This window comes from Sphingomonas sp. P4_D12 (assembly GCF_056401895.1).
Genome location: NZ_JBFUIL010000009.1, coordinates 38,411 through 50,961 on the forward strand (window position 1 = coordinate 38,411; position 12,551 = coordinate 50,961).

The window sequence follows — 12,551 nt, forward strand, 5'->3', positions numbered from 1 at the left end:
TTCAGCCTCTGCCGAGGCGCTCGGCAAGCTTGGCGCGCGCGCGGCGTATGCGTGTCTCGACCGCCTTCTCGCTGATCGACAATATTGCAGCGGTCTCGCCCTGACTCAGCTCGTCGATCGTGTGCAGGATCAGGGGCTCGCGGAGCGCCGCCGGAAGCTCGGCGATCGCACGCGAGAGGCGCGCCATTTCCTCGCGGCCGGCGGCCTCCGCGTCGGGGAGCGTGCGATCCTCGGCGATCTGGTTGCTGGTGTCATCAAGCGGCAGAGCGAACGCGAACAATCGCCTGACCGCGCGCCGGCGGCGCCAATCGCGGCACTTGTTGAGCGCGATCGTCACGAGCCAGCGCCGCATCGGGCGGTCGGGCTCGTAGCGCACGAGCGCGCGGTGCGCGGCAACGAAACTTTCCTGCACGAGGTCGAGCGCCTCGTCGGTATCGCCGATATTGTTCGCGATGATGCGATACAGGGGCTCGCGGTGGCGGCGCATGATCTCCGCGAAGGCGGAGTCGCGCCCGGCGATGCTGAGCGCGGCCAGCTCGCCGTCGGTCAGCGCGGTGAGATCGAGCGTCACCGCGCGTCGACGGTCAGCGCCTTCACCACCGCCTGATCGAACTTCGCCGCCTGATCCGGCCGCAGTATTTGTCGCATCGCGAAGATATGCGCGAGCGTATCCTTCTGGAGCTCGCCCATCACGGCATGCGAAGCATCGACCGCGGCGGCGACCTGCGGACCATTGCCGTGCTCGGCCTGGATTGCGCCCGCGAGTCGCGCATTGGCGGCGCGTAGCTCGAGCTCGAGCGCGCGACGGCGGATCGCGAAGCGCTGCTCAAGTGCGTCGAGCCGAACCTCCTGCCCCCGATCGAGATGTAGTTGATGGTGGAGCACCCCATGGAGTTCGGTGCCCTCGTCTTGCGGCACGGGAACCAGCGCGCGGCCGATAAACACCCCGGCGATGCCGGCCAGGAACGCCACCACCGCGATGACGATCGTCCAGCGCAGCGGTTTCACTGGCTGGCCGTCAGCAGGGTCGACGGTGCGAGCGGGCTCGAGGGACCGAACGGCGAAAGCGTGTCAGGTGCCGCCTTCGCCTGAAGCGAACCGCCGCTTATAATCCCGAGCGTCAGCGCCGCGACAACGGCGACGGCTCCGATTCCAATTCCGTGTACGGTCGTCGTGCCTGCACGGTCGTGCAACCGCCCGAGCACCGCGCCTTCGATCGACATGAGCCCCGGGTGCGCCGGTATGGTCGAAAGCCGTCGAAGGGCCGCGTCCAGATCCTGTTCCATAACCATCTCCGCTCGCCCTTTCTCGCTCTTACGCGCCGGGCGAAGCAATCCCTCAAAAAAAACGTGCGGGCCCCGAATCGCAAAATTTCTGTGCTGATTGATGAGGGGTTGCTGGGGCGAGATGCGTACTCCTGATTGCCGACGTCTTGTCGGCCCTCCGGAGAATGCCGCTTTTGCGTTTTGCCCCGATCAGCGCGGCCGTGCTGCTTGTTGCGCCGGTTGCGGCTTATGCCCACTCCGATCGAGATCGCCGGGCCGGGGCGGCATAAATTCGGGGCTTGACCCTGACATGATGTCAGACCCGACATGGGGTGGCATCGGAGGACCGTTACATGAATCACGCCGACCACCATGCCCATCCCGCAAGCGGCTGCTGTTCCGGTCACGCCCTGACCGAGGGCCAGGTGAAGGACCCGGTCTGCGGCATGACCGTGGATCCGGCCGCGACGCCGCACCATGCCGAGCATGACGGTCAAGGCTATCATTTCTGCAGCGCCGGCTGCCGCGCCAAGTTCGTGGCCAGCCCTGAATCCTATCTGGGTGGCGCTCGCCCAGAGCCCGAGGCGGCGCCAGGCACCATCTGGACCTGTCCGATGCATCCGCAGATCCGTCGCGACGGTCCGGGCACGTGCCCGATCTGCGGCATGGCGCTCGAGCCCGAAGAGCCGTCGCTCGACGATGCGCCCAATCCCGAGCTGGTCGACTTCACGCGGCGACTATGGGTGTCGGGCGTGCTCACCTTGCCGTTACTCGCGATTTCGATGGGCGCCGAAATGCTCGGCATCCGCCTCGTCGATCCGAAGTGGTCGCCCTGGGTGCAATTGCTGCTGACGGCGCCGATCGTGCTGTGGGGTGGATTGCCGTTTTTCGAGCGCGGCTGGGCGTCGCTCAAGACCCGCCACTATAATATGTTCACACTGATCGCGATCGGCGTTGGCGCGGCGTTCACGTACAGCCTGGTCGCCACGGTCGCGCCTGGCCTGTTTCCGCCCAGCTTCCGGCAACACGGCATGATGATCCCGGTTTATTATGAGGCGGCCGGCGTCGTAGTGACCTTGGTGCTGCTGGGACAAGTGCTCGAACTCCGCGCCCGCGCGGCGACCGGGCGCGCGATCCGGGCGCTGCTCAACCTCGCGCCAAAAACGGCGCGCCGGATCGATGCCGACGGCGGCGAGAGCGAAGTGCCGTTGGGCGAAGTCATGGTCGGCGACAGGCTGCGCGTGCGCCCGGGCGAAGCGATCCCGGTCGACGGCATGGTTATCGAGGGCCGTTCCCCGGTCGACGAATCGATGCTGACCGGCGAGCCCGCGCCGGTGCTCAAGGAGGCGCAGGCGCGGGTCACCGGCGGCACGGTCAACAGCACCGGCAGCCTGGTGATCGAAGCCCGGGCGATCGGCTCCGACACGGTGCTCGCCCGGATCGTCAAGATGGTCGCGCAGGCACAGCGCAGCCGGGCGCCGATTCAGGCGGTAGCCGACCGCATCTCGGGATGGTTCGTGCCGCTGGTCGTCGCGATCGCGGTCGCCACGTTCGTAGTGTGGAATTTGGTCGGTCCCGAGCCGCGCTTCGGCCACGCGCTGTTGAACGCAATCGCGGTGCTGATCATCGCGTGCCCCTGCGCGCTCGGGCTCGCGACGCCGATGTCGATCATGGTCGGGACCGGACGCGGCGCGCATGCCGGCGTACTGGTCAAGAATGCCGAGGCGTTGCAGGCGCTGGAAAAGGTCGACACGCTGGTGATCGACAAGACCGGAACGCTGACGGAGGGGCGGCCCAAGCTGATCGCCGCCGAGCCGCTCGGCGACCTGGGCGAAGACGCGCTGATCGCCGCCGCGGCGGCGGTCGAGAGCCGTTCGGAGCACCCGCTGGCGCGCGCGATCGTCGAGGCGGCCGAGGCGAGACGCCTGGAGCTGGCGCCGGTCGAGGATTTCGAATCGCAGACCGGTCTCGGGATCAGCGGGCGCGTCGGCGGGCGCGCGGTAGTCGTTGGCAATGCCGCACAGATGCGGCGCGTCGGAATCGATCCGGCGGCGTTGGACGAAACCGCCGAACGTCATCGCAGCGAAGGCGCCGGGGTCATGTTGGTGGCGATCGAGGGACGGCTGGCCGGTCTGGTCGCGGTCGCCGACCCGCTCAAGGAATCGGCCCGCGACGCGATCGCCGCGCTGCACCGCGACGGGCTCAGGATCGTCATGCTGACCGGCGACAGCCGCGGCACGGCAGAGGCGATCGCCCGCCAGATCGGCGGGATTGACGAGGTCCATGCCGATCTCAAGCCCGAGGACAAGGCGCGCATCGTCGGCGAACTCAAGGCGAAGGGCGCCACCGTGGCGATGGCCGGCGACGGCATCAACGACGCGCCCGCGCTGGCAGCGGCCGATGTCGGGGTGGCGATGGGGACCGGCACCGATGTCGCGATCGAAAGCGCGGGCATGACGCTGACCAAGGGCGACTTGTCGGCAATGGTGAGGGCACGCAGGCTCGCACATGCGACGATGGGCAATATCCGCCAGAACCTGTTCTTCTCGTTCCTGTTCAACGGGATCGGCGTGCCGGTCGCGGCGGGCGTGCTCTACCCGGTCGCCGGGATCCTGATGTCGCCGATGTTCGCGGGCGCGGCGATGGCGCTGTCGAGCTTCACGGTGGTATTGAACGCGCTCCGACTCAACGCGGTGAAGCTATGAACATCGGCCAGGCCTCGGAAGCGAGCGGCGTCTCGCAGCGGATGATCCGCCACTACGAGAAGATCGGGCTGATCCCGCGCGCGCCGCGGCGCGACAGCGGTTATCGCGATTATTCGCCCGCCGATCTCCACCGGTTGCGCTTCATCGCCAATGCGCGCGACCTCGGCTTTCCGATCGAGGACATCCGCACATTGCTTGACCTGTGGAACGACCGCAGCCGCGCGAGCGCCGAAGTCAAGGCATTGGCCACGACGCGAGCCAGAGAACTCCATCGCAAGGCCGAAGCGCTCGAGGCGATGCGACGGACGCTGATCGACCTCGCCCAACGCTGCCACGGCGACACCCGGCCCGACTGCCCGATCCTCGATAATCTGGCGAGCGAGTGAAGATGCCGCATGGCATTGCAACTGCCGGCTGCAACCGCGACGCCGCCAATGGCACTCGATCACGGTGCCGGCGTTTTGGCGGAGACGGAGGGATTCGAACCCTCGATACGGTTTCCCGTATGACGCTTTAGCAAAGCGTTGGTTTCAGCCACTCACCCACGTCTCCGGTTGCGGCAGAATGCGGGCCTATAGCGAGCGTCCCCTAGGTGATCAACCGGGGGTTTCGACTCGGTCGGGCGCGGAATAGACTCGGATCGCCGCTGCGTTCATTGCCGGGCAATCTCCGCCGGGCTTAGCGTATGGCATGTATGGGTTGGGGTTGGGGGCGATGATGCGCCGTTTATTGACTATTCTGTCGTTGGCGATGCTGACGATCACCGGGCCGGTCGCCGCGCAGATGACCACGATCGATCCCAACAAGGCGATCGATGGCGACCTGCAACGATCGCCGCCGCCACCGCCACAGCCCGCGCCGTACACGCCGCCGCCCGCCAATCCGAGCGTGCCGGCCTATGACGAGGCGCCGCCGCCGCAGGACGAGACCGCGACCACCACCACTGCCCCGCCGCCGATCCCGCCGACCACCGGCCCGACTTATGGCGACGACGACGTGCTCGACGCGGCTGAAGGCGTATTCGGCAAGGGCGCCAAGGGTCTGGCCGGGATCATCGAGAAGACTCTGAAGAATCAGGGGCGGCCCAACGCCTATATCGCCGGGCGCGAGGCATCGGGCGCGTTCGTCGTCGGACTGCGCTACGGCTCGGGCACGCTCAGCCACAAGGTGGCGGGCGACCAGAAGATCTATTGGACCGGCCCATCGGTCGGGTTCGATGTCGGCGGCGACGCCACCAAGGTGTTCGTGTTGGTGTACAATCTCTACGACACCGAGGATCTCTACAAGCGCTTCCCGAGCGGCGAAGGACGACTCTATTTCGTCGGCGGATTCTCGGCGACCTATCTCCGGCGCGGCAACATCGTGCTGATCCCGATCCGCTTGGGCGTCGGCTGGCGCGCCGGGGTCAATGCCGGCTATATGAAATTCACCCACAAATCGAAGTGGATGCCGTTTTAAGGCCGAATGCGGCAGCGGGCGCCCTCGCCCGCTGACTCGCATCGGCCCGGCCGGCGGCGCACAGCGCCGACCGACGACGCGGGCTCTGCCCGCGTCGCAAGTTGAAGAAGACCCTCACCCTCCCGCTTCGCGGGCCCCTCCCTCTCCCGCAAGCGGGAGAGGGTATTCCGGAGCTATACCACTAACCGCCACTCCAGCGTCTCACCGGCATGGAACGACACCAGCCCCGCGACGCGCGCCGGCACCTCGGTCGCCACGCGCTCCAGCGTCACCGTCCCCTCGTTGAGCGGCAGTCCATAAAAGCGCGGGCCATGTTCCGAGGCAAAGCCCTCGAATTTGTCGAGCGCGCCTTCTTCCTCGAACACCGCGGCATAGCTTTCGAGCGCGAACGGCGCGTTGAAGATGCCGGCACAGCCGCAATCCATTTCCTTGCGCTCGACCGCATGCGGCGCGCTGTCGGTACCGAGGAAGAATTTGGGCGAACCCGACACCGCCGCCGCACGCACCGCGAGACGATGGCGCTCGCGCTTGATCACTGGCAGGCAATAAGCATGCGGCCTCAGCCCGCCGTCGAACAAAGCGTTGCGGTTGAGGTGGAGGTGTTGCGGCGTGATCGTCGCGGCGACCAGCGGACCGGCGTCGGCCACGAATTCAGCGGCTTCGGCGGTGGTGATGTGCTCGAGCACGATCTTGAGCGCGGGGAAGTCGCGCACCAGCGGCGCCAGCGTGCGATCGATGAACACCGCCTCGCGGTCGAAAATGTCGACATCGCGGTCGGTGACCTCGCCGTGGATCAGCAGCGGCATGCCGATCCGCTGCATCGTTTCGAGCACCGCGCCCAATGCGCGGATGTCGGTGACGCCATGCGCGGAATTGGTCGTGGCGTGCGCGGGGTAGAGCTTGCACGCGGTGAACGCGCCCGCTTCATGCCCGCGCTCAATCTCGGCAGGGTCGGCACCGTCGGTCAGATAGCAGGTCATCAGTGGCGTGAAGTCGCTGCCGGCGGGCAAGGCGGCGCGGATGCGCGTGCGATAAGCTTCGGCCGCGGCGACGTTGGTGACCGGCGGCGTGAGGTTGGGCATCACGATGGCGCGCGCGAACTGGCGCGCGGTGTGCGCGACGACCGCCTCCAGCATCGCGCCGTCGCGCAGATGGACATGCCAGTCGTCGGGGCGGCGGATGGTCAGGCGATCGGTCATGACAATCGCCCTACAATCGTGCGCCGCGATCCGCCAGCATGGCTTGGATTCGGGCGGGCGCGCACTAGTTTGGCACCATGAGCGACACTGGAACCATGCTGGACGACCGCGCACTGATCCGCCTGGCCGGCGACGACGTCCGCGATTTCCTGCAAGGGCTGGTGACGCAGGACGTGCTGACGCTCGACCCCGCTGCGCCGCGCTGGTCGGGGCTACTGACCCCGCAAGGCAAGGCGCTGTTCGACTTCCTGCTCTGGGCGGACGGCGATTCGGTGCTGATCGATTGCGAGGCGGCCGAGGCCGACGCGTTGGCGCGGCGGCTGATGATGTACCGGCTGCGACGGCCGATCACGATCGAACGCGTCGCGGGCGCAGTGCATTGGGCGCGGGACAGCGCGTTGGGCGTGCCCGACCCGCGCTTGCCGGAACTGGGTCGGCGTTGGCTGGGGATGCCAAGCGAGCCGGCGCAAGGGTGGCGCGCGCACCGCCTGTCGCTCGGCGTGACGGAGGGGGTCGCCGAGCTTGGCCAGGACAAGACCTTGTGGCTGGAGGCGAATGCCAGCGAACTCAACGGCGTGAGCTTCGCCAAGGGCTGTTATGTCGGGCAGGAGAATACCGCGCGGATGCATTATCGCGCCAAGGTCAACCGGCGGCTGGTGGTCGCGCCGATCGCGCCCGCGGGCGACCGGACGCGCGCGGTCTATCCCGATCTCGGCCTGATGGTCGAACTACGCCGGGTCGAGGCCCTGGGCGATGCGATCGTCGCACCGTGGCTGGCGACGGCGCTGATCTGACGCTTATTCCCCTCCCGCTTGCGGGAGGGGAGATAACCGCCGCCTGATCGTCAGCGCCCGACCGAGGAATAAGCGAAGCCAAGTTTGCGAACGTCATCCGGCCGATAGACGTTGCGCAGATCGACCATCACGGGCGCGGTCATCACGCTTGCCAGCCGCCGCAGATCGAGCGCGCGGAACGTGTCCCATTCGGTCACGATCGTTACCGCGTCGGCGCCGGTCGCGGCCTCATAGGCATCTTTGCAGAAGATGACGCCGGGCATCATCGCCTTGGCCGCCTCCATCCCTTCGGGATCGAACGCGCGCACCGTCACGCCGGCGTCCTGCAGGCTCTGCACCACCGCCAGGCTGGGCGCGTCGCGCATGTCGTCGGTGTTCGGCTTGAACGTCAGCCCCAGCACCGCGACCGACTTGCCGCGGGGCTCGTCGCCCAGCGCGTGGAGTACCTTGCGGCCCATCGCGCGCTTGCGGCTGTCATTGACCTTCACCACCGCCTCGACGATGTGGACCGGGCTCTCGTGATCCTCGGCGGTCTTGAGCAGCGCCAGCGTGTCCTTGGGGAAGCACGAGCCGCCATAGCCGGGTCCGGCATGGAGGAACTTGGCGCCGATGCGATTGTCGAGCCCGATCCCGCGTGACACGTCCTGGACGTTGGCGCCAACCGCTTCGCACAAATCGGCGATCTCGTTGATGAAGGTGATCTTGGTCGCGAGGAAGGCATTGGCGGCGTATTTGATCAGTTCCGAGGTGCGGCGGCTGACGAACAGGATCGGGCTCTCGTTGAGATAGAGCGGGCGATACACTTCGCGCATCACTTCGCGGGCGCGCGCATCCTCGCTGCCGATGACGATACGGTCGGGCCGCTTGAAGTCGCCGATCGCGGCGCCCTCGCGCAGGAATTCGGGATTGGAAACGACTGCGATGTCGATATCGGGGCGTTCTTCGCGCAGAATCTCCTCGACGCGGTCGCCGGTGCCGACCGGCACGGTCGACTTGGTGACGACGACGGTGGGCCCGGTGACCGCCGCGGCGATCTCCTTGGTCGCCTCGAACACATAGGTCAGGTCGGCATGGCCGTCACCGCGGCGCGACGGCGTGCCCACCGCGATGAAAATGGCATCGGCGCCCGCGACCGCGGTGGCGAGATCGGTGGTGAAGGTCAGGCGCCCGGCGGCGACGTTGGTCGCGACGAGCTGGTCGAGGCCGGGTTCGTAGATCGGCATGCGACCGCCCTGGAGCGCCTCGATCTTGGCCGCATCCTTGTCGACGCAGACCACGTCGTGGCCGAAATCGGAAAAGCAGGCTCCCGACACCAGGCCGACATAGCCCGATCCGATCATCGTGATTTTCATTCTAGTCCCTCGGTGCAGACGGCATGTCCGGCGACCCGCCAGATCGTGACCCGCGTGCTCTATCGCAAGTAGGGGGCTTTGCCATCCCTGTGTGAGCCGGCCTGAGCCGTGAACCGTCGCCCCCTCTCCCGCGTGCGGGAGAGGGAGGGGCCCGCCGCGAAGCGGTGGGAGGGTGAGGGTCTTCTTACTTCTTCAAGGCAAGTGTCGGGCCAGGAGAAGTAAGAAGACCCTCACCCAACCCTCTCCCGTAAACGGGAGAGGGCTAAGCTCGGGAAAACCGCCGCGGCAAAGCCGCGTCGTCGGTCGGGCGCCTCACGCCCGCCGGCCGTGCGTGTTCGCTGGTGGAAATAGCTGCGCTATTCCCTTCCGCTCACACGCAAAGAAAAAGGGAGGCCGGCGAACCGACCTCCCCAAATCTTTCAGTCGTTGGAGACTTACTGACCCGAAGACGGGCCGTAGGTGATCTCCACGCGACGGTTCTGGACCTCGCGGACGCCATCGGCGGTCTCGACACGCGGACGGCTCTCGCCGAACGCCTGCTCGCTGATGACACCATCCGGAACCGAATGGGCGACCATGTAAGCCTTCACCGCGTCGGCACGACGCTGCGAGAGGCCGACATTGTACTTGGCCGAACCCGAACGGTCCGCGTGACCCGCCAGCATGACCTGGGCATTGCCGCAGTTCGCGTACTGGCTGATCGCGTTGTCGAGGATCGACGCCGCTTCCGGCGTGATATCCGACTTGTCCCACTCGAAGAACACGATGAACGGTCCCGGCGAGCAGACCACGGCCGGCGGAGGCGGCGGCGCCGGCGGTTCCGGCGGCGGAGGAGGCGGAGGCGGAGGCGGCGGCGGCGGCGGCGGAGCCGGCGGTTCGCCGAAGTTGTAGGTGAAGCCGCCCAGGATGCTGTGCGTACGGAAGCGTCCGTCCAGCGTCCGGCCGGTCACGTCGACCAGCTTGACGTTCTCGGCGTTGAAGAAGCGATACTTCAGCGACGCGTCGATATGGTTGGTGATCGGCGCACGGATACCCGCAATCGCCTGCCACGCGAACACCGTGTCCGAATCGTTCAGGAACGAGCCGTAGGTGTTGAGCGCGTACTTGTCGGCCTTGACGCGAGCGACACCGACACCGCCGCCGACGAAGCCCTGCAGGCCATCATCGTCGCCGAAGTCGAGCATGCCGTTCAGCATGAAGCTCAACGCGGTGGTCTTGCCCCCGGCATAGCTATAGCTGCCGGCGTTCGACTGAACCAGAGCGCCAGCGCTGTTATACGCCGGAATGCGAAGGCTCGAGCTGATCGCGTCGACATTGGCGGACTTGTACGAAACTTCGGTTTCGACGCGGAACATACCGAAGTCGTAACCGACCTGGCCACCGACGTCATAACCGTAGTTATGGTCGATCTTCATGGCGTCTGGCGCCGCACCGATGTCGAAGTGAATGTCTTCGACAATCATCGCGCCGCCTTCGACGCCAACATACCACGCCTTATCGCGCGCAAGCGCGGGCGTCGCAAGTGCGGTTGAAGCGAGCGCCACGGCAATGGCAAGCTTGCGCATCTGTATCCCCTTTCACGGTTGTCACTACGGACAGCGCAAACTCCCTACCCAAAGGTTCGTTTCCACGCAAGCGAAACAAAGCTGATCCGCTGTGGCGGCGGAGCAACACTTTTACCCGGTTTTCCGTCGGTTTCGGGTTTCCCGCCCGCTTGGCGGCACGGCGGAAAGAGCGGTGCGACCATCGTCCGCCAACCGCCTGCGACGGACGGCGCCAACAGCGCGATCAGCCCGGCCAGGATCGCGCATCCCACGCTTGCCGAGTTCGCCTTTTGGGCGCAAATATTGGCGATGGCGGCAGCGCCCGATTATTACGCGATGCTCGGCGTAACGCCCGACGCGGACCACGCCGTGATCCGCGCCGCGTGGAAGGCGCTGTTGCGCAAATACCATCCCGATACCGCGCATGGCGTGCCCGACGCCGACGACCGTACCCGCGCGTTCAACGCGGCCTGGGCGGTATTGGGCAATAACAACCGCCGTATCGCCTATGACCTGCAACGCGCGGCACCGCCCGATGACGAGACGCGACCCGGCTGGGCGTCGCCCTATCCGATGCCGCCGCGCCGCGGAGCCGGCACCACGCTGGTGCTGATCCTCGCCTTTGTCGGGTTGCCGGCGGTCGCGATCACTCTGCCCGGCGTGCCCGGACAGGTCGCGGCGATGCTGCCGGGGGGCGATAGCGGGTCGGCCGCGAGCTTCGCGCGGTCGAGTTTCCGCCAGGTGCGGCGCCTGCTCACGCCCGCCGGATTCGGGGCCGGCAGCGCTGCCGCGAGTCCGGCTATCCCGACGTCGGCAGCGACATCGCCGCCGACCCCGGTCGCCGCGCCGCAGATCGACCACGCGACCATCCGCCTTGCCGTCCGCCAATATAGCCGCGTCGTCCGCCGCGACGGCCAGCCAGGAATCGCTGCTTATAGCCGCGGCTGCGCCCAGCGCGCGGCCAGCCTGGCACGGTGGGAATCGGACGATTTCTGCGCTGCCTTCGACATGGCCGCCGGGCGCGATACGACAGCATCGGCGGCGCGCTACGTCCGGCTCGGCATCCCAGCCACGGCCGCGACGACGCGCCTTGGGCAAATCCGCGCCCAGCTTCACCGAACAGCCTCGTTCCCCAAGCGGCAGTAACCTGCAGCCGGTCCGCGATCAGGCCGGTCGAGGTGCCGCGATCGCCTGGTCCGCTACCCCCGCCCAGGCCGCGATCTCGTCGTTGAAATGCCGCGTCACGACGAGCTCGCCGGCCAAAGCGCGGTCGAGATCGACGTCGGCCGACCCTTCCCATTCGTAAGTGGCATTGCCCGATAGCCGGACCATGCCATCGGGATCGGCACAGGCCCTGATCAACCCGCCCGCGTTCCAGACGGTGATTTCGGTATCGAAGCGCGCGCGCTCGGTCAGGCAGGCGGCGAAGGTCGAGGCCGCCATCGCGCTGCCGCAACTGTCGGTCAGCCCGACACCGCGTTCGAACGTGCGGACGAACAGGCCGCCGGGACGCGTTTCGACGAAGCTGACATTGGCGCGGTTGGGCAGCCAGTCGGGCGCCGATTCGCACAGCTGACCGACCGCCACGAGTTCCTGCTCATCGACCGCGTCGACGAACGCGATCAGATGCGGGTTGGGAATCGAGACCGCGGTGAACGGCCGATCGCTGGGCAATCCGGGAATCGCCATCTGAACATTCTGTTGCCGGTCGATCGTCATCGGCCAGTCGACGATATCGAGCGATGCCGGACCGGCCAGTTCGCGAACCGTCACCACGCCCGGCGCAAGATCGGGATCGCGCGTCACCTCGACCACCGAGGTCTTGAGATGGACGTGCGCATGGTCGATCCCCAGCACATCGAACCCGGCGCGGGCGACGCAGCGCAGCCCGTTGAGACAAGTCTCAGCCTCCGACCCGTCGCTGTTGAACATGCGGAAGCCGAAATCGTGCCGCGCATCGCCCGCGGTCAGCAGCAGCAAGCCGTCGCCGCCGACCGGCCCGCGCCGATCGGCCAGCGCGCGAGCGACCTGGGCCCAGGCAGCGTCGGGCAATTCGATGGCACGCGCATCGATCATCGGGAAATCGTTGCCCGAACCATGGCATTTGACGAACGCGAACCGCATCGCCGCGCTGTAGCGCCGTCGCGCGCGCGGTTCAAACCATCGCGTGCCGGCATGGCGCATTCGCCCCTTGCCGCGCGACACGGCGCACGACATGTTGCCGGCGGGGAAAG

Annotated in this window: 12 protein-coding genes and 1 tRNA gene; 5 read left to right on the top strand and 8 right to left on the bottom strand. The window is 66.9% G+C overall.

The window, feature by feature from the left end; genetic code table 11:
* Position 1: 1 nt before the first annotated feature.
* The 3 genes from AC1DSD_RS17500 to AC1DSD_RS17510 are packed head-to-tail and all read right to left on the bottom strand — an operon-like array spanning position 2 to position 1,286.
* On the bottom strand, positions 2 to 571 hold the full coding sequence (locus AC1DSD_RS17500) for an RNA polymerase sigma factor (RefSeq protein ID WP_478031877.1): 570 nt from the start codon (positions 569 to 571) through the stop codon (positions 2 to 4).
* On the bottom strand, positions 568 to 1,008 hold the full coding sequence (locus AC1DSD_RS17505) for a periplasmic heavy metal sensor (RefSeq protein ID WP_478031878.1): 441 nt from the start codon (positions 1,006 to 1,008) through the stop codon (positions 568 to 570). The genes AC1DSD_RS17500 and AC1DSD_RS17505 overlap by 4 nt, the downstream gene beginning before the upstream one ends.
* The gene (locus AC1DSD_RS17510; protein WP_478031880.1) at positions 1,005 to 1,286 is read right to left on the bottom strand and encodes a hypothetical protein; all 282 of its coding nucleotides are present in this window, start codon (positions 1,284 to 1,286) and stop codon (positions 1,005 to 1,007) included. The genes AC1DSD_RS17505 and AC1DSD_RS17510 overlap by 4 nt, the downstream gene beginning before the upstream one ends.
* Before the next feature lie 332 nt (positions 1,287 to 1,618).
* On the opposite strand from AC1DSD_RS17510, the gene AC1DSD_RS17515 reads away from it, so the two are divergent.
* Together AC1DSD_RS17515 and cueR are read left to right on the top strand one after the other, a co-directional pair.
* A complete protein-coding gene (locus tag AC1DSD_RS17515; RefSeq protein ID WP_478031881.1) occupies positions 1,619 to 3,970 on the top strand; it encodes a heavy metal translocating P-type ATPase in 2,352 nt (783 codons plus the stop codon).
* The gene (gene cueR / locus AC1DSD_RS17520) at positions 3,967 to 4,356 is read left to right on the top strand and encodes a Cu(I)-responsive transcriptional regulator (RefSeq protein WP_478031882.1); all 390 of its coding nucleotides are present in this window, start codon (positions 3,967 to 3,969) and stop codon (positions 4,354 to 4,356) included. Before AC1DSD_RS17515 ends, cueR begins: the two co-directional genes overlap by 4 nt.
* 76 nt (positions 4,357 to 4,432) lie before the next feature.
* Here the strand turns inward: cueR and AC1DSD_RS17525 are convergent.
* Positions 4,433 to 4,522 (bottom strand) — tRNA-Ser (locus AC1DSD_RS17525).
* A gap of 162 nt (positions 4,523 to 4,684) precedes the next feature.
* Between AC1DSD_RS17525 and AC1DSD_RS17530 the strand changes: the two genes are divergently transcribed.
* Positions 4,685 to 5,428, top strand: a complete 744-nt coding sequence (locus AC1DSD_RS17530; RefSeq protein WP_478031883.1) for a DUF1134 domain-containing protein — start codon at positions 4,685 to 4,687, stop codon at positions 5,426 to 5,428.
* Between the two features lie 173 nt (positions 5,429 to 5,601).
* Here the strand turns inward: AC1DSD_RS17530 and pyrC are convergent, their stop codons facing one another.
* Positions 5,602 to 6,627 (bottom strand): dihydroorotase, encoded by a 1,026-nt coding sequence (gene pyrC / locus AC1DSD_RS17535; RefSeq protein ID WP_478031884.1) that lies wholly within the window; start codon positions 6,625 to 6,627, stop codon positions 5,602 to 5,604.
* 77 nt (positions 6,628 to 6,704) lie between these two features.
* On the opposite strand from pyrC, the gene ygfZ reads away from it, so the two are divergent.
* Entirely contained in the window at positions 6,705 to 7,421 is a 717-nt protein-coding gene (ygfZ, locus tag AC1DSD_RS17540) for a CAF17-like 4Fe-4S cluster assembly/insertion protein YgfZ (RefSeq protein ID WP_478031885.1), read from the top strand.
* Positions 7,422 to 7,471: 50 nt separating this feature from the next.
* Here the strand turns inward: ygfZ and AC1DSD_RS17545 are convergent, their stop codons facing one another.
* Both AC1DSD_RS17545 and AC1DSD_RS17550 read right to left on the bottom strand, forming a co-directional pair.
* A complete protein-coding gene (locus AC1DSD_RS17545) occupies positions 7,472 to 8,773 on the bottom strand; it encodes a UDP-glucose dehydrogenase family protein (RefSeq protein ID WP_478031887.1) in 1,302 nt (433 codons plus the stop codon).
* A gap of 434 nt (positions 8,774 to 9,207) precedes the next feature.
* Positions 9,208 to 10,338 carry an OmpA family protein gene (locus AC1DSD_RS17550; protein ID WP_478031889.1) on the bottom strand — a complete coding sequence of 377 codons (1,131 nt, stop codon included), beginning with the start codon at positions 10,336 to 10,338 and terminating at the stop codon, positions 9,208 to 9,210.
* Between the two features lie 288 nt (positions 10,339 to 10,626).
* On the opposite strand from AC1DSD_RS17550, the gene AC1DSD_RS17555 reads away from it, so the two are divergent.
* Positions 10,627 to 11,463, top strand: coding sequence for a J domain-containing protein (locus AC1DSD_RS17555; RefSeq protein WP_478031890.1), 837 nt, complete (start codon positions 10,627 to 10,629; stop codon positions 11,461 to 11,463).
* An 18-nt stretch (positions 11,464 to 11,481) separates the two neighbouring features.
* Here AC1DSD_RS17555 and dapF read toward each other — a convergent pair whose 3' ends face one another.
* Positions 11,482 to 12,441, bottom strand: coding sequence for a diaminopimelate epimerase (gene dapF / locus AC1DSD_RS17560; protein ID WP_478032033.1), 960 nt, complete (start codon positions 12,439 to 12,441; stop codon positions 11,482 to 11,484).
* Between the last annotated feature and the right edge of the window lie 110 nt (positions 12,442 to 12,551).

What these genes read in the sequence shown, in the direction of transcription:
- cueR (WP_478031882.1), top strand. Translation starts at nt 3,967, where the DNA reads ATGAACATCGGCCAGGCCTCGGAAGCGAGCGGCGTCTCGCAGCGGATG.
- AC1DSD_RS17515 (WP_478031881.1), top strand. Translation starts at nt 1,619, where the DNA reads ATGAATCACGCCGACCACCATGCCCATCCCGCAAGCGGCTGCTGTTCC.
- AC1DSD_RS17545 (WP_478031887.1), bottom strand. Translation starts at nt 8,773, where the DNA reads ATGAAAATCACGATGATCGGATCGGGCTATGTCGGCCTGGTGTCGGGA.
- ygfZ (WP_478031885.1), top strand. Translation starts at nt 6,705, where the DNA reads ATGAGCGACACTGGAACCATGCTGGACGACCGCGCACTGATCCGCCTG.
- AC1DSD_RS17530 (WP_478031883.1), top strand. Translation starts at nt 4,685, where the DNA reads ATGATGCGCCGTTTATTGACTATTCTGTCGTTGGCGATGCTGACGATC.
- AC1DSD_RS17555 (WP_478031890.1), top strand. Translation starts at nt 10,627, where the DNA reads ATGGCGGCAGCGCCCGATTATTACGCGATGCTCGGCGTAACGCCCGAC.
- pyrC (WP_478031884.1), bottom strand. Translation starts at nt 6,627, where the DNA reads ATGACCGATCGCCTGACCATCCGCCGCCCCGACGACTGGCATGTCCAT.
- AC1DSD_RS17510 (WP_478031880.1), bottom strand. Translation starts at nt 1,286, where the DNA reads ATGGAACAGGATCTGGACGCGGCCCTTCGACGGCTTTCGACCATACCG.
- AC1DSD_RS17550 (WP_478031889.1), bottom strand. Translation starts at nt 10,338, where the DNA reads ATGCGCAAGCTTGCCATTGCCGTGGCGCTCGCTTCAACCGCACTTGCG.
- dapF (WP_478032033.1), bottom strand. Translation starts at nt 12,441, where the DNA reads ATGCGGTTCGCGTTCGTCAAATGCCATGGTTCGGGCAACGATTTCCCG.